Consider the following 15,701-nt stretch of genomic DNA (forward strand, 5'->3'; position numbering starts at 1 on the left):
CTAAGATAGCTTAAAGTATGTAGAATATTTATAATAATAACAATGAATTATCTGATTTCTTTGTTAAGTAAAGTGCTAAGTGTATGAAACTAAAAGGCGTCAGATGGTTTATCAACCGCTCTGACGCCTTTTAAATAACAATTATATCATTATACCTCATCGTCTTTCAGCGGTCTCGCTGAAATATATCTTTTCCACTTTTCCAATACGGAGGTAAAGTCAGAAGGTAAAGCACTTTCGAAATACATCTGCTCGCGGGTGCGGGGATGTATGAAGCCCAGCTGTTGTGCATGCAGGGCGTGACGAGGCATGATTTCAAAACAGTTTTCTACAAACTGTTTGTATTTGGTGTATACCGTTCCTTTTACAATTCGGTTACCACCATAGGTTTCATCATTAAAGAGGGAGTGACCTATATGTTGCATATGTACACGGATCTGGTGGGTGCGGCCGGTTTCCAGTCTGCATTCCACCATCGTTACATAATTAAAGCGTTCCAGTACGCGGTAGTGGGTAATGGCTTCTTTACCATATTCCCCATCAGGATATGCGTCCATGATTTTACGTAACCGTTGGTGGCGGCCTACGTGGGCTACTACGGTTCCTTCATCTTCTTCAAAATCGCCCCAAACCAGCGCAATATACCGGCGATGCACGGTGTGATCAAAAAATTGTTTCGCCAGGTCGTTCATCGCCTTGGGAGATTTGGCGATGACCAGCAAGCCGCTGGTATTTTTGTCGATACGGTGTACCAGTCCAAACCGGGGTATTTCCGGTTCTGTGACCTGGGTTTTATCGCCCAGGTACCAGGATAATCCATTTACCAGCGTACCATCGCGGTTACCGCAGCCGGGATGTACTACCAGGCCGGCAGGTTTGTCGATGATCATGATATCCTCATCTTCAAATACAATATTCAGTGGTAACTCCTGTGGGATAATGTCCGTATTCTCCGGGTTCCGGTTAGAAAACACAACAATCTTGTCCAATGGCTTGATCTTGTAATTGGCTTTAACGGGTTTATCGTTCACAATTACCATTTCACCATCGAGGGCTTGTTGTATCTTATTGCGGGTGGCGCCTTCTATGCGGGCCGTGAGGAATTTATCAATACGCAGTGGCTCCTGACCTTTGTCCACCACCATATTGATTTTCTCATATAGTTCCTCGCTGCCATCACCATTATCCAGCTCATCTTCCAGTTCCAGCAATTCTTCAGCCATTAATATAATTTTTTGCAAAGGTAAAGTTTAGTTGTCAGTTTAGCAGCCATCTGTGCAAATGTTCCGTATCACGGCGATTTGGCGTACCTTTGCGCAGCTGAAAAGACCAATAATGACCATGGAAAAAGTAAAGCAACAGATTGTAGTAAAAGACCTCGGCGTAATAGCATACCAGGCAGCCTGGGATTACCAGGAGCAGTTGTTGAAGGAAAATGTGCAGTTGAAATCCCAAGCGGCCGATCAGTCACCCAAGCCTACTGCTAATTACCTGTTGTTTTGCGAACATCCTCCGGTATATACCATTGGCAAAAGCGGGCATATGGAAAACCTGCTGATCTCTGAAAAGGAGCTGCAGGAGCAGGGGATAGGCTTTGTGCCTACCAACCGTGGCGGAGATATTACCTTTCATGGCCCCGGTCAGGTAGTCGGCTATCCGATTATAGACCTGGAGAATTTTTTTACCGACATCGGCAAATACCTGCGCTTTCTGGAAGAAGTAATTATTCGCACCCTGGCGGATTACGGCGTAACAGGTGACCGCTCCAAAGGTGAAACCGGTGTATGGCTCGATCCCCACGATAAAGAAAAGGCCCGTAAGATATGCGCCATGGGCGTGCGTTGCAGCCGCTGGGTAACCATGCACGGCTTCGCTTTGAATGTAAATACCCTCATGGATTATTTTAATAATATCATCGCCTGCGGGATAGCAGATAAGAAGGTGGCTTCACTCGACAAAGAGCTGGGCCGGGAAGTAAGTATGGAAGAAGTGAAAGCAAGACTGAGCAAGCACTTCGGAGAAGTGTTTGAGGCAGAGATGGTGTAACCTAACAATATAAAAATGGAGGCCCGTATGGAATTCCATACGGGCCTCCATTTTTAAGCCAGTGCGGCAAATTAATTACATTTTATAGTTCAGTGGAATAAACAGGTTCCACTTCTCTTTCAGTTTACCTTCTTCAAATATTTCAAAGTTAAACCAGCCTGCATGCATGAAAATGGCTTTCTCCAAAATAAGGAAAGGGGCTTTGATACGATCTATGTCAAAAAGAAAGGCGCCGTTGGATTCGTAAAACTTAACGGAGTATTTTTTTTGCAGGGCATCCGGCAGTTTGATGTTGATGTTACCATCGGCAGTAGTATAAATATAGTTAGATGGGTGCCACAGCACTCTTTCCGGTTCTTTGTTTTCCTGCTCTTTACCTCTCAGACCTTTGGCGGCATCTTTAATATCAGCATACTGCAGTTTCTGATCAGCACGGATGGTGCTGTCTGACAGTGCCAGCACGGTTTTGCTATACATGAACCGGCCATTGGTGAATAAAATGAACAAACGATAATAGTTGCTGCCAGGTAAAGGCTTGTTGTCCAGGTAAGCATTCCTTGTTTGAGTAGGATAGCTGGCGTAGCCAATGGTATTGAAGTTCAGTACGCTGTCGAGCGACCGCTGTATACCAATTTCTTTTACCTGTGTAAAGCCGGAGATCCAGTCCAGCTGTATTTTGCCGGTTTTAATGGAGGCCGCGAAGTTAGGGAGTACCGGTGGAACATACTCCTGTTCCTGGGCCTGTCCTGTAAATGCGGTCAATAAAAATATTCCAATAACAAAAGTTATACGCACTAATTGCTTCATACTGATTATTCCGTGAGGCGCTTTAAGTTGGCAAAAATACACTACCGTTCAAATATAATGAACAGTTTTTAAAAGGATAGAACGCCGGGTGATAGGGAAAGATTGCCCTGTAGTCCGCCGGTATGTATTAATAATACTTTGCTGTTGTCCGGAAAGTAGCCCTGCTGGGCCAAATCACGGAAAGCCATGACAAGTTTACCGGTATAAATTATATCAGTAGGAATGCCGGTGTCTGCATAAAAAGTATTGATAAAATCTATAAGTGCCGGTGATTTCTTCGCATATCCACCACCGTGATAGTCATGTAATAGCTCCCAATGCGTGGTAGTACCGGGGTGTAGCAGGTCGCTGACTTCCTTTTCCAGGTATTGTGCTCCTTTTAATACCGGGATACCAATCACCTGCTGATGTGGCAATGCACTATTGATAAGGCCCGCAAGGGTGGTACCGGTGCCTGCCGCACAGAGGATATGTGTGAAATCAGTAGTGGGGAAGATGGAAAGAATTTCTTCGCAACCTCTGGCGCCCAGCGCGTTATGGCCGCCTTCGGGAACTACATGGTAGTCGAGATAAAAGGTTTCCCATAACTCTTTTGCTTTGCCGTTGCGATAATCTTCCCGGCTAACGAAAATCAACCCCATGCCGTTATCGTCTGCTGTTTGAAGTGTGTGGTTCAGTTGGGGATAATGTTCTTCCCCCCGAATGATCCCCACACAGGGTAGTCCAGCTTCCTTACAGGCCAATGCAGTGGCGGCAATATGATTGGAATAAGCACCGCCATAAGTGAGCAAACCGTTGTTCCTATGGGAGATAGCCGTTGTTATATTTTCTTTCAGCTTAAACCACTTATTCCCTGATACTTCCGGATGAATCTTATCCAAACGCAGCATGGCTGCCTGGATACGATCCGGCAGCCATGTGGTATGAACTGATTCCAAAGTAATATTATCGTAAGTGAGCATTGTCAATTATCTGAGTTGCGAAGGTCAGACAAACTTCACTTAATCATTCGTTAAAAATCCGCCCTGTCCTCTGTACAGCTTCACTGCCTTATCCAGCTTCAGTTTCAGCACGGTGATGTATTTATCCTGTCCTTGTTCTGGTACATCTATAAATACGAGTCCGGGTACCGGGCTCCAGGAAATTTTACCAACTACTTTGTGGGTCAGCTGTTGTCCGCTGCCTAACATCGTAATGCTTTCAATTTTATTGGTGAGTCCTTTCACCATTACCTGGCCACTGGTTTTAGCGGGCAGGAACAGGTAGAGGGTGCTGGAATCTTTAGAAAGGGTGGTTGGACCATAGAAGTGACCCTGCGGAATACCGGCGTTGGTATTGAATACTGCTTCTCCGTTGCGTTGGTTCCAGGCGCCCAGTTCTTTCAACATTGTTACTTCTTCTGCAGGGATAGTACCATCGGCTTTAGGGCCTATGTCCAGCAGGAGGTTACCGCCATTGCTGACAGCATCTACGAAGATGGTAATGATTTCGAAAGGTGTTTTCCAGTTGTTGTCCTGTGGCTGCCATCCCCAGTTGTTGTTGATGGTCATGCAAAGTTCCCACCAGTGGTACTTTGGACGGGACACCGGAAAATTCTGTTCTGGTGTTTCATAATCTCCATAACCCTGTAAACGCCCGTTGATGATGGTTTTGGGGTTATGGGTGGTGAGCATGTTACGCATTTTAGGGGCTTCCCATTCTTCGGGAGAGTGTTCCCAGTCGCCGTCAAACCACCACAGGTCCGGGTTGAACTTGGTCATCACCTCGGCCATTTGTCCTTCGTAGTACTTCAGGAAGCGCTGCCATCTTTCGGGTTGGGCCTTGATATCGTAGCGGTTACTGTCTTTCAGGAACTGCGGATAATCGTTATGACTCCAGTCGATCAGGGAAAAATAGGCACCACATTTGATACTATCGCGCCGCAATGCAGCGTAGAAGGGCGTGAGCACGTCTCTTTTAGCGGGAGTACTGTTAGCAACATCCAGTTTGCTGTATTTGCTATCCCACAAAGCCACGCCATCGTGGTGTTTGGTGGTCATTACTGCATAACGGGCGCCGGATGCTTTGATCAGATCGGCCCAGGCTTGTGGATCGTAATTACTTGCAGTAAAGCCTTTCAGCTGCTGCATGTAGTCAGGATAAGATATTTTTTTGTTGTGGAATGACCAGGATTCATCGATTCCGTTAACTGAATAAATGCCCCAGTGGATGAATATGCCCAGTTTGGCATCGGCAAACCATTGCATTTTTTCTTTAATCTCTTCCGGATTTGTTTTCTGTTGCGCATTGGCAGTAGTTAGAAGCTGCATGGCAAAGGCTCCCAGCACTAGTAATCTCTTCATTGTTCGGTTTAATTAATCTTTAAAAAAGTGTTCTCCACAAAAAGAAAGTGTGAAAATAGTTTTAATGATTAAATTTAACGCCGATATTTTTAGGTAAATAATTGACAATTATAAAACTAATATCAAAAAAATGCAACCGACTTTATTGATTTTGGCGGCCGGTATGGCCAGTCGATATGGCAGTTTAAAGCAAATCCAGGAATTTGGCCCCAGCGGAGAAACTATCATAGACTACTCTATTTACGACGCTATCAGCGCCGGTTTTGGAAAAATAGTGTTCATCATCCGCGAAAATTTTGCAGCTGATTTCAAAGAAATCTTTGAACCTAAGCTCAAAGGCCGCGTGGCTGTTGATTATGTATACCAGGAGATGGATGCATTTGTAGGTGACCATGCGGTTCCTGCCGACAGGACCAAGCCATGGGGCACCGCTCATGCTGTCCTTTGCGCGAAAAACGCTATCAATGAACCATTTGCGGTAATTAATGCAGATGATTTCTATGGTACCGATGCTTTCGTTAAAATGGCTGCTTTCCTGAATAATGAATGCAAGCCGGACGTATACAGCGTGGTAGGCTATGAACTGGGCAAAACGATCAGTGAGCACGGTTCTGTTTCCCGCGGCGTATGCGAAGTGAGTGGTGGCAATCTTGCTGCTATCAACGAAAGGACAAAAATATACCCGGAAAACGGTCAGATCGTTTATGAAGAAGCAGACGGTAGCAAACATCCGTTGGCTGCAGATACTCCGGTATCCATGAACTTCTGGGGATTTCATCCGAGTGTATTTGAACTGAGCCAGGGCCTTTTCAACGAATTCCTGGATAAAAACCTCAGCAACCCTAAATCGGAATTCTTTATTACGATCGTTGCTGACGAATTTACCCGCCGGAATATAGGCCAGGTAAAAGTAATACCTACCAGCGCTAAATGGTTTGGTGTTACTTACAAAGAAGATGCACCTGGAGTGCAGGCCAGCTTATCGGCGCTGGTTGAGAATGGAGAATATCCAGACAATTTATGGAAATAAAACCCAACACGAAGATCCTTCAGGCTTTCGGACTTGAGCCTGAAGGATTAAATGTCCGAAAATTTGGATCAGGACACATCAACAACACTTTTTTGCTCGAAAAAAAGCAGGACGGCAGTAGATACGTTTTACAAAAAATCAATGTAAACGTATTTAAGGAACCAGATGTTATCGCCGCCAACCAAAGAATGGCAGCAGATTACCTGGCAGTTCATCATCCCGGCTATCTGTTTATTACGCCGATCCCCACGGTTAATGGGGAAGAGCTCTTTGTAATTGACAACGAATACTGGAGAATGATCCCTTTTATTGCGGATTCCGTAACGGTAGATCAGGCCGACAACCCAAAGCAGGCGTTTGAAGCAGCCAAACAGTTTGGCCGCCTCGCCAGTTACCTTTCGGGAATTGACCTGAAGCCGTTTAAAGCTTCTATTCCAAACTTTCACAACCTTACCCTACGGTACAGCGCCTTCCAGGATGCCATCCGTACTGCTAAGGAAGACAGGAAAGCCGAAGCAGAAGAGATGATTGAAGAATTCCTCCGCTATTCTGACATCGCTGTAACGTATGAACAACTGAAAACGAATCCTGAATTCAGGGACCATCTGATGCACCACGATACCAAAATCAATAACGTATTGCTCAACAAGGATACTTATGAAGGTATATGTGTTTGCGACCTGGATACCCTGATGCCCGGAAAAATCATCTCAGATCTTGGTGACATGGTACGCACTTATGTTTGCCCGGTTTCCGAAGAAGAAAGAGATTTCAGCCAGATCGTTATCCGCGAAGAATACTACGAAGCCCTGATGCAGGGGTACCTCGCAGAGATAGGCGGTACTTTAACAAAAGTAGAAAAAGAACAACTGTTCTTTGCCGGGAAGTTCATGATCTACATGCAGGGTATCAGGTTCCTCACCGACTACTTAAACGGTGATGTATACTACCCAATCAAGTATCCGACACACAATTACGACCGCGCCAAAAACCAATTGGTACTATTACAGCGGCTCATGGAAAAAGAAACGGTGCTGCAGGGAATCATTGACAAATGCCTGCACGTCAGCGTAACAAGTGAACAGTAAATGAAATCATTTTTAGAACGTGAACAGTAAGTGAAATGAAATCATTTTATCCCGGTGCTTCCTGCACCGGGATTTTTTTGCTCCCAATTTCCCCCTGCTTTCTGAAAGCAATGCCCAAAATCCCCCTTATCCGCGTCTTTTGTACACAAAATCAGTAGATTAATTTATAACGATATATTGATTTGTTTAGAAAACGCACAACTATCGACCTCTTTTTTTAAATATTTTCAAAAACGCTTAATGTGATTAATTTTTCACGAAATATTGGGGAGGTTATTGTTTTTTATTTTTTTCACGAATACTTTTGTAGAAACACTAAAGAAAATAAGACCTCCCATGTGGGTAAATAAAGACAACATAAAACTTAATCACATCGTACCTCAGCTCAACTGGGCTATCACGAAGGTCGTGATTATCGTCGTTGTCATTATTAGCCACCAGTATGGAGGATAGGTAAACGTGCATATAATCACAAAATATAACGCCTTCCTCCGCAAAGAGGAAGGCTTTTTTTTGGACTGTATATTCCCTTGTATAATTTCAATTTTATGTATAGCTATTACAACGACAACACCTTTCTTTACATCAACGGTGAGTACACCAAGGCAAACGCAGCTACAACAGACCTGTATGGCCAGTCACTCCACTACGGTTACGCAGTATTTGAAGGCATCCGCGCCTACAAAACCGCTAATGGTGAAGTGAAAATCTTTAAAGCGAAAGAACACTTCGATCGCCTGAAGCGCTCCTGTGAGCTGATCCACATCCCGTACAAATTTGATAACGAAGAGCTGACTGCCGCCTGTTACAAATTACTGGAGATGAACAACATGGAAGAAGCTTACATCAGACCCCTGGTTTTCTGTCCGCCTAACATGACCCTGAAAGCCGCTGCAGAATCACAAATCCTGATCTGTGCATGGGAATGGGGAGCTTACCTGGGAGAAAAACTGTTGCGCGTAATGACTTCCTCTTACGAACGACCCAACCCCAAAGCCTTCAAAATTGAATCCAAATCGTCAGGTCTCTACGTAAACTCCATACTGGCCTCGCAGGAAGCAAAAGAAAAAGGCTACGATGAAGCACTCCTCCTCGATATGAATGGCTACGTTGCAGAAGGCCCCGGTGCTAACATCTTCTTCGAAAAAGACGGCAAAATATATACTCCCCCCGCCGGTAACATCCTCCCAGGCATCACCCGCGCCACTGTTATCGAACTTTGCCAGGAACTGAATATCCCACTGGAAGAAAAATTATTTACCATTCCTGAACTCAAAGAAGCTGAAGCTGCTTTCTTCTGCGGTACCGCTGCAGAACTTATTGGCCTCGATTCCCTGGATGGTCAGTCTTTCAGCAAACCATGGGCACAGTCACTGGGTAAAGTGCTCCAACAGGCCTACAAAGCCAGAGTATTGGGAAAAGTATTTCAACGCGAAGCGCAGTTGGCGTAAAGCGTAAAGCAGAAAGCAAAAAGCTATGGAAGAGGATGCCTTTAGCGACTGTTCTAACAAATAATGGCAAAAGGCCTTCAGACCACACAATAGCTTTCTGCTTTCTGCCTTCAGCTTTCACCTCTTGAAGGTTGTAAATCGAAAAACTTACAATCCTTTACTGTAAAGGATATGAAGACTCAAAAGACAGATTTGAAGACCGGTATATTGGAAATTGTTAGTTTGAATATGAGGACGCTACCGGGTAATTTGTGGAGAAGTTTTAAAATAGGGTTACTATAAATAGCAGTAACCCCGGTAATAACTAAAAGCAATGGAATTAAATAAGTATAGCAAAACGATCACACAAGACCCTACACAACCAGCTGCCCAGGCTCAGTTGTACGGAATTGGTTTAACAGAGGAAGACCTGAAAAAAGCACAGGTGGGCATCGTCAGCATGGGCTATGATGGTAACACCTGCAATATGCACCTGAATGACCTGGCTCAGGACGTGAAAAAAGGCGTCTGGGCAAATGATCTGGTAGGACTTATTTTTCATACCATCGGGGTCAGTGACGGTATGAGCAATGGTACTCCAGGTATGCGTTATTCCCTCGTTAGCCGTGATCTGATTGCAGATTCCATTGAAACTGTTGCAGGCGCGCAGTACTATGACGCCCTGATCACCGTTCCAGGCTGCGATAAAAATATGCCCGGTTCCCTGATGGCTATGGGTCGCCTCAACCGCCCTTCTATCATGGTGTACGGCGGAACCATCGCTCCCGGAAAATACAAAGGCCAGGATCTCAACATCATCTCAGCATTTGAAGCTTTAGGTCAGAAAATGGCCGGCAAATTGGATGAAGCCGATTTCAAAGGCATCGTACAAAATTCCTGCCCCGGTGCAGGTGCCTGTGGTGGCATGTATACCGCTAATACGATGTCTTCCGCTATCGAAGCACTCGGTATGAGCCTACCCTACAGCTCATCCAACCCCGCGTTGAGCAAGGATAAAAAGGAGGAATGCCTCGCTGCAGGCCAATACATCCGCCTGCTCCTCGAAAGAGATATTAAGCCAAGAGACATCATGACGAAAGAAGCATTCGAAAATGCACTCACCGTTATCATGGCTTTAGGTGGCAGCACCAACGCTGTACTGCATTTCATTGCTATCGCAAAATCAGTAGGCGTTTCCGTTAGACTGGAAGATTTTCAGCGCATCAGCGATAAAACACCGCTGATCGCCGACCTTAAACCAAGTGGTAAATACCTGATGGAAGACCTGCACAACATTGGCGGCGTTCCATTGGTAATGAAATACCTCCTGAAGAAAGGATATATACACGGCCATTGTATGACCGTAACCGGTAAAACAATCGCCGAAAACCTGGAAAACGTGGCAGATATAGATTTCAGCACACAGGACATTATCGTTCCGCTGGAAAAACCACTGAAACCAACTGCACACATACAAATCCTCTACGGTAACCTCGCTACAGAAGGTTCCGTTGCTAAAATCACCGGCAAAGAAGGCGAGCGCTTCAGAGGCCCTGCCCGCGTATTTGATGGCGAATTTGAACTGATTGCCGGTATCACCTCCGGTAAAGTGAAAGAAGGAGATGTGGTGGTGATCCGCCAGGTAGGCCCTAAAGGTGCACCCGGTATGCCGGAAATGCTGAAACCTACCAGCGCCATCATGGGCGTGGGATTAGGCAAAAGCGTGGCACTGATCACCGATGGCCGCTTCTCCGGCGGTACCCACGGATTTGTAGTAGGACATATTACCCCCGAAGCTTTTGAAGGTGGTAACATTGCCCTCGTAAAAGACAACGACATCATCGAAATAGATGCAACAAAGAATTTTATCAATGTGGAAGTAAGTGAGGAAGAGCTGGCTGCCCGCAGGGCACAGTGGATACAACCCGCATTGAAAGCATCCAATGGAATCTTATTTAAGTACGCAAAACTTGTTAAAAATGCAACAGAAGGATGTGTTACCGATGAAGCCTGAGATAGCAGATAAGCAATTAACTGTTAAACCTGTGATTACAGGCTCCGAAGCAGTGATCCGCGCCCTCGTAGAAGAAGGTGTAGACACGATTTTCGGTTATCCCGGCGGGGCGATCATGCCTATTTATGATGCCCTCTACGATTTTCAGGATCAGGTTCGTCATATACTCGTCCGTCATGAACAGGGTGCTACACACGCCGCTCAGGGATATGCACGCAGTTCCGGCAAGGTAGGAGTGGCATTTGCTACTTCAGGTCCTGGCGCTACCAACCTGGTAACAGGTTTGGCAGATGCCTACATGGACAGTACCCCAATGGTATGCATAACCGGCCAGGTGGCCGCTGCCCTGTTAGGTACCGATGCTTTCCAGGAAACAGATGTGATTGGTATCACCATGCCTATCACTAAATGGAATATTCAGGTAACCCGCGCAGAAGATATTCCAGGCGCCATGGCCAAAGCATTTTATATTGCCCGTAGCGGCCGTCCAGGCCCGGTACTGGTGGATATCACCAAAAATGCCCAATTCGGCGAGTTCGAATACGAATACAAAAAATGCGATTATATCCGCAGCTACCGCCCCGTTCCTGAATTAAATCTGGAAGCAGTAGCCGCCGCAGCAGCACTGATCAACAGCGCGAAAAAACCATTCATTCTTTGCGGTCACGGTGTATTATTATCCGGCGCCGAAAAAGAACTGATTGCATTGGCTGAAAAAGCACAGATTCCTATGGGGATTACACTGCTGGGCCTTTCCGCTGTACCGGTAGATCACCCGCTGTATGTAGGTTTACTGGGCATGCATGGTAACTACGGTCCTAATATGCTCACCGGCGAAGCCGATGTGATCATTGCCGTTGGGATGCGCTTCGATGACCGTGTAACCGGTGATGTGGAAAGCTATGTACCAAACGCCAAAGTGATTCACATCGAAATCGATGCCGCCGAGATACATAAAATCATTAAAGCGGATGTACCCGTACACGCAGATGCTAAAGAAGCCCTGACAGCATTGATACAACAGGTAAACCCTGCTGAACATGCCGCCTGGCTGGAAGAATTCCGCGCCGCTGATAAAAAGGAATACGATAAAGTACAGCATGCAGAACTGTATCCGCAGGAAGGTGAACTGAAGATGGCAGAAGTAATCCGTCTTATCTCAGAAAAAACCAAAGGCGAAGCAGTACTGGTAACAGATGTAGGTCAGCACCAGATGGTGGCTTCCCGCTATTACCGCTTCAAAAATCCTAATACCAATATCACTTCCGGTGGTATGGGTACCATGGGCTTTTCGCTGCCGGCTGCTATGGGCGCCAAAACAGGCACCCCCGAAAAAGAAGTAGTAGCGATCATCGGTGATGGTTGCTTCCAGATGACCCTGCAGGAACTGGCCACTATTCACCAGTCTCAGATCGGTGTGAAAATAGTGATCCTGAATAACAATTTCCTTGGCATGGTAAGACAATGGCAGCAACTGTTCTTCGACAAACGCTATTCCTCTACTGAAATGGTCAATCCCGACTTTGTACAGGTTGCCAAAGGATTTTATATCCCCGGCAAAAAAGTAACTGCAAGGGAAGATATATCCGCCTGCATTGACGAAATGCTGGCTCACCAGGGCGCTTATCTGCTGGAAGTAGTGGTGGAAAAAGAAGACAACGTATTCCCCATGGTGCCTGCCGGCGCTCCTGTCAACACTATCCGGCTCGAGTAGCATTGCAGGAAGGATTCATATTGATCATTTGTAATTCACAACAGGTATATGCAAAAAGAATATACAGTAACGGTATATACGGAAGATCGTATAGGTATAACCAACCGTATCACCATTATATTTACCCGCAGGGGCATCAATATCACCAGCTTAACAACAGCTGAAACGGAGATCCCCGGCGTATATAAGTTCATCATAACGGTGATGTCTACACGTGAAAAGCTGGATAAAGTGGTAGGCCAGATAGAAAGACTCATCGAAATACACCGCGCCTTTGTACACGAGGAAGAAGAAGTCGTTTACCAGGAACTGGCGCTGTACAAGATTTCTACCAAGTCATTACACACCGGTGATGTAGAAAGACTGATCCGCGAAAATAATGCGCGTATTCTGACGATCACCGCTGATTATTTTGTCATTGAAAAAACAGGCCACCAGCAGGAACTCACAGATTTCATTAAGAAACTGGAACCATACGGCCTGATCGAGTATTCAAAGAGCGGTAGGGTAGCCATCGTAAAATGGAGCCGCCGTTTCCACGAACACCTGAAAGAACTGCAGGAACAAGACGTAGAAAACAGTCTTTAGCTTTTTAGCATTTAGCCATTAGCTTTTAACAAGCATGCTAAAAGCTAACTGCTAATGGCTAGACGCTATCAAATTATAAATCATTATTCATTCAAATCAATCCTCAGCTAATAGCTAACTGCTAATAGCTAACAGCTAAAAAAAACTACACATGGCAACCATCAATTTTGGAGGGGTACTCGAACAAGTAGTAACCAGAGAAGAATTCCCTATGGAAAAAGCAAGGGAAGTGCTGAAGAACGAAGTGATTGCAGTAATTGGTTACGGCGTACAAGGTCCCGGCCAGGCACTGAACCTGAAAGACAATGGCTTTAACGTTATTGTAGGTCAACGTAAAAATTCTAAAACCTGGGATAAAGCAGTAGCTGATGGCTGGGTTCCTGGTGAAACTTTATTCGATATCGAAGAAGCTGCTCAGAAAGGTACTATTCTTCAGTTCCTGTTGTCTGATGCCGGACAAATCACCCTGTGGCCTACTTTAAAGCAACACCTGACTCCTGGTAAAGCATTATACTTCTCCCATGGATTTGGTATCACGTATAAAGAACAAACCGGTATTATTCCTCCGGCTGATGTAGACGTTATCCTGGTAGCACCTAAAGGCTCCGGTACTTCTCTCCGTCGCCTGTTCCTGGCTGGTCAGGGTCTGAACTCCAGCTACGCTATCTTCCAGGACGCTACCGGCCGCGCTAAAGAACGCGTTGTAGCACTGGGTATCGGCGTTGGTTCCGGTTACCTGTTCGAAACAGATTTCAAGAAAGAAGTATTCTCCGATCTGACCGGCGAACGTGGTTCACTGATGGGTTGTATTCAGGGTATCTTCGCTGCTCAGTACGAAACACTGCGTAAGAATGGTCACTCACCTTCTGAAGCTTTCAACGAAACAGTAGAAGAACTGACACAATCCCTGATGCCACTGGTAGCAGAAAACGGTATGGATTGGATGTATGCTAACTGCTCTACTACTGCTCAGCGCGGTGCACTCGACTGGTGGAAGAAGTTTAAAACTGCTACCCAGCCAGTATTCGATGAGCTGTACGCCAGTGTTGCTGCAGGTAAAGAAGCTGCCCGTTCTATCGCATCCAACAGTACACCTGATTATCGCGAAAAACTGAACGAAGAACTGAAAGAACTGCGCGAAAGCGAAATGTGGCAGGCAGGTGCGGCTGTACGTAAGCTGCGTCCTAACAACGCGTAATAGCAACTATTATAAATTACAATGGCAAAGCATTTTCGAATTATTGAAATTATTGGTACTGGTATTTAGTACAGAAGAAAAATATTCTTGCTGTTTACTAAGTACGGTTCCATGATTTCGATAGCCCCGGAAATGCTTTGCCATTTGTATTAATTACATTTTATGTCTGAAGTAATGAGTAGTGTCAATTCCCTGAATATCCTCGATGCTGCAGTGAAGCTGAAGCCAGTGATCACACGCACGCCGCTGATGTATAGTGCCAATCTTTCCCGGCGCTATAACTGTGATGTATATCTGAAAAGAGAGGACATGCAGATTGTACGCTCTTATAAATTGAGAGGCGCCTATAACCTGATCAGCAGTCTGCATGGGGATATCCTGGCCAAAGGCGTTACCTGCGCCAGTGCCGGAAACCATGCCCAGGGCTTCGCTTACGCCTGTAAAGCCATGAACATTAAAGGTGTGGTATTCATGCCTGTCATTACACCGAAACAAAAAGTTAACCAGGTAAATATGTTCGGCGGCGATAATATAGAAATCCGCCTCGTAGGTGATACTTTTGATGATTGCTCTGCGGAAGCCCAGGCTTTCACGAAAGCAAATGGTATGACCTTCATTCCACCATTCGATAATCCAAAAATTATAGAAGGACAAGGTACCGTTGCGGTGGAAATACTTGAAGATCAGTCAGCGATCGACTACCTCTTTGTGCCCGTTGGCGGCGGCGGTTTGGCTGCCGGCTTAGGCACTTACTTTAAAACCTATAGTCCCAAAACCCACATCATTGGCGTAGAACCGGAAGGCGCTCCCTCCATGCTCCGCGCGCTGGAAAACGGTGCACCCGTTACCCTCGATGAAATTGAGCGCTTTGTAGATGGTGCAGCTGTAAAAAGAGTAGGTACCCTCAACTATGAAATCTGCAAAGATGTACTGGAAAGAATGCACCTGGTTCCGGAAGGTAAAGTATGCTCTACTATCCTCCGGTTATATAATGAAGATGCAATAGTGGTGGAGCCCGCCGGCGCTTTGTCCATCGCAGCACTGGACGATTTTGCAGAAGAGATAAAAGGTAAAAAAGTAGTATGCGTGATCAGCGGCAGCAACAACGATATTGACCGCATGCAGGAAATAAAAGAACGCTCCCTTCTCTACGAAGGATTAAAGCATTATTTTATTGTACGCTTTGCACAGCGCCCCGGCGCACTGAAAGAATTTTTGAATCATATCCTCGGCCCTACTGATGATATCACCCGCTTTGAATACATACAAAAACATAACAAAGAAATCGGCCCCGCCCTGGTAGGTATAGAACTCAAGTACCGCGAGGATTACGACAAGCTCATGGCCAATTTCAAAAAGTATAATTTTCAGGTCACTGAACTGAATAAGGATGACAGCTTATTTGGGTATCTGGTGTAATAGTATAGCTCCTGTAAACCGGGAG

13 protein-coding genes are annotated in these 15,701 nt (G+C 45.6%); 9 read left to right on the forward strand and 4 right to left on the reverse strand.

The genetic code is table 11. The annotated features are described in order from the left end of the window. Nucleotides 1–149: 149 nt before the first annotated feature. Complete coding sequence (locus tag AC1DP6_RS23075; RefSeq protein ID WP_441572343.1) at nt 150–1,223, reverse strand: RluA family pseudouridine synthase; 1,074 nt, start codon at nt 1,221–1,223, stop codon at nt 150–152. 118 nt (nt 1,224–1,341) lie between these two features. Here AC1DP6_RS23075 and lipB point away from each other — a divergent pair, with 118 nt between their 5' ends. After that, nucleotides 1,342–2,046, forward strand: coding sequence for a lipoyl(octanoyl) transferase LipB (gene lipB, locus AC1DP6_RS23080; protein ID WP_477056939.1), 705 nt, complete (start codon nt 1,342–1,344; stop codon nt 2,044–2,046). Nucleotides 2,047–2,121: 75 nt separating this feature from the next. Here the strand turns inward: lipB and AC1DP6_RS23085 are convergent, their stop codons facing one another. The 3 genes from AC1DP6_RS23085 to AC1DP6_RS23095 form a co-directional block, all read right to left on the reverse strand. Continuing rightward, nucleotides 2,122–2,853 (reverse strand): hypothetical protein, encoded by a 732-nt coding sequence (locus AC1DP6_RS23085; protein ID WP_477056940.1) that lies wholly within the window; start codon nt 2,851–2,853, stop codon nt 2,122–2,124. Between the two features lie 68 nt (nt 2,854–2,921). Beyond that, nucleotides 2,922–3,791 (reverse strand): 1-aminocyclopropane-1-carboxylate deaminase/D-cysteine desulfhydrase, encoded by an 870-nt coding sequence (locus tag AC1DP6_RS23090; RefSeq protein ID WP_477056941.1) that lies wholly within the window; start codon nt 3,789–3,791, stop codon nt 2,922–2,924. Between the two features lie 63 nt (nt 3,792–3,854). Next, the gene (locus tag AC1DP6_RS23095; protein WP_477056942.1) at nt 3,855–5,195 is read right to left on the reverse strand and encodes an alpha-L-fucosidase; all 1,341 of its coding nucleotides are present in this window, start codon (nt 5,193–5,195) and stop codon (nt 3,855–3,857) included. Nucleotides 5,196–5,325: 130 nt separating this feature from the next. Between AC1DP6_RS23095 and AC1DP6_RS23100 the strand changes: the two genes are divergently transcribed. The 8 genes from AC1DP6_RS23100 to ilvA all read left to right on the forward strand — a co-directional run bounded on the left by AC1DP6_RS23100 (nt 5,326) and on the right by ilvA (nt 15,676). Continuing rightward, complete coding sequence (locus tag AC1DP6_RS23100) at nt 5,326–6,225, forward strand: sugar phosphate nucleotidyltransferase (RefSeq protein WP_441572339.1); 900 nt, start codon at nt 5,326–5,328, stop codon at nt 6,223–6,225. Continuing rightward, nucleotides 6,216–7,313 carry a phosphotransferase enzyme family protein gene (locus AC1DP6_RS23105; RefSeq protein ID WP_441572338.1) on the forward strand — a complete coding sequence of 366 codons (1,098 nt, stop codon included), beginning with the start codon at nt 6,216–6,218 and terminating at the stop codon, nt 7,311–7,313. Before AC1DP6_RS23100 ends, AC1DP6_RS23105 begins: the two co-directional genes overlap by 10 nt. Nucleotides 7,314–7,861: 548 nt before the next feature. Continuing rightward, the gene (locus tag AC1DP6_RS23110) at nt 7,862–8,764 is read left to right on the forward strand and encodes a branched-chain amino acid transaminase (protein ID WP_477056943.1); all 903 of its coding nucleotides are present in this window, start codon (nt 7,862–7,864) and stop codon (nt 8,762–8,764) included. Nucleotides 8,765–9,077: 313 nt separating this feature from the next. Then, nucleotides 9,078–10,757 (forward strand): dihydroxy-acid dehydratase, encoded by a 1,680-nt coding sequence (gene ilvD / locus AC1DP6_RS23115; protein WP_477056944.1) that lies wholly within the window; start codon nt 9,078–9,080, stop codon nt 10,755–10,757. Further along, the gene (gene ilvB, locus AC1DP6_RS23120) at nt 10,723–12,471 is read left to right on the forward strand and encodes a biosynthetic-type acetolactate synthase large subunit (RefSeq protein WP_477056945.1); all 1,749 of its coding nucleotides are present in this window, start codon (nt 10,723–10,725) and stop codon (nt 12,469–12,471) included. The genes ilvD and ilvB overlap by 35 nt, the downstream gene beginning before the upstream one ends. A 48-nt stretch (nt 12,472–12,519) precedes the next feature. After that, nucleotides 12,520–13,059 carry an acetolactate synthase small subunit gene (gene ilvN, locus AC1DP6_RS23125; protein WP_477056946.1) on the forward strand — a complete coding sequence of 180 codons (540 nt, stop codon included), beginning with the start codon at nt 12,520–12,522 and terminating at the stop codon, nt 13,057–13,059. A 151-nt stretch (nt 13,060–13,210) separates the two neighbouring features. Next, nucleotides 13,211–14,257: a ketol-acid reductoisomerase gene (gene ilvC / locus AC1DP6_RS23130; protein ID WP_370912358.1), complete on the forward strand. Its 1,047-nt coding sequence runs from the start codon at nt 13,211–13,213 to the stop codon at nt 14,255–14,257. Between the two features lie 162 nt (nt 14,258–14,419). Further along, entirely contained in the window at nt 14,420–15,676 is a 1,257-nt protein-coding gene (gene ilvA / locus AC1DP6_RS23135) for a threonine ammonia-lyase IlvA (protein WP_477056947.1), read from the forward strand. Nucleotides 15,677–15,701: the final 25 nt, after the last annotated feature.

It is taken from the genome of Chitinophaga sp. 01L420, from assembly GCF_056399985.1.

Bases quoted from the DNA above. Each gene is read 5' to 3' on its own strand.
- AC1DP6_RS23075 (WP_441572343.1), bottom strand. From the start codon at position 1,223: ATGGCTGAAGAATTGCTGGAACTGGAAGATGAGCTGGATAATGGTGAT.
- lipB (WP_477056939.1), top strand. From the start codon at position 1,342: ATGGAAAAAGTAAAGCAACAGATTGTAGTAAAAGACCTCGGCGTAATA.
- AC1DP6_RS23085 (WP_477056940.1), bottom strand. From the start codon at position 2,853: ATGAAGCAATTAGTGCGTATAACTTTTGTTATTGGAATATTTTTATTG.
- AC1DP6_RS23095 (WP_477056942.1), bottom strand. From the start codon at position 5,195: ATGAAGAGATTACTAGTGCTGGGAGCCTTTGCCATGCAGCTTCTAACT.
- AC1DP6_RS23100 (WP_441572339.1), top strand. From the start codon at position 5,326: ATGCAACCGACTTTATTGATTTTGGCGGCCGGTATGGCCAGTCGATAT.
- AC1DP6_RS23105 (WP_441572338.1), top strand. From the start codon at position 6,216: ATGGAAATAAAACCCAACACGAAGATCCTTCAGGCTTTCGGACTTGAG.
- AC1DP6_RS23110 (WP_477056943.1), top strand. From the start codon at position 7,862: ATGTATAGCTATTACAACGACAACACCTTTCTTTACATCAACGGTGAG.
- ilvD (WP_477056944.1), top strand. From the start codon at position 9,078: ATGGAATTAAATAAGTATAGCAAAACGATCACACAAGACCCTACACAA.
- ilvB (WP_477056945.1), top strand. From the start codon at position 10,723: ATGCAACAGAAGGATGTGTTACCGATGAAGCCTGAGATAGCAGATAAG.
- ilvN (WP_477056946.1), top strand. From the start codon at position 12,520: ATGCAAAAAGAATATACAGTAACGGTATATACGGAAGATCGTATAGGT.
- ilvC (WP_370912358.1), top strand. From the start codon at position 13,211: ATGGCAACCATCAATTTTGGAGGGGTACTCGAACAAGTAGTAACCAGA.
- ilvA (WP_477056947.1), top strand. From the start codon at position 14,420: ATGTCTGAAGTAATGAGTAGTGTCAATTCCCTGAATATCCTCGATGCT.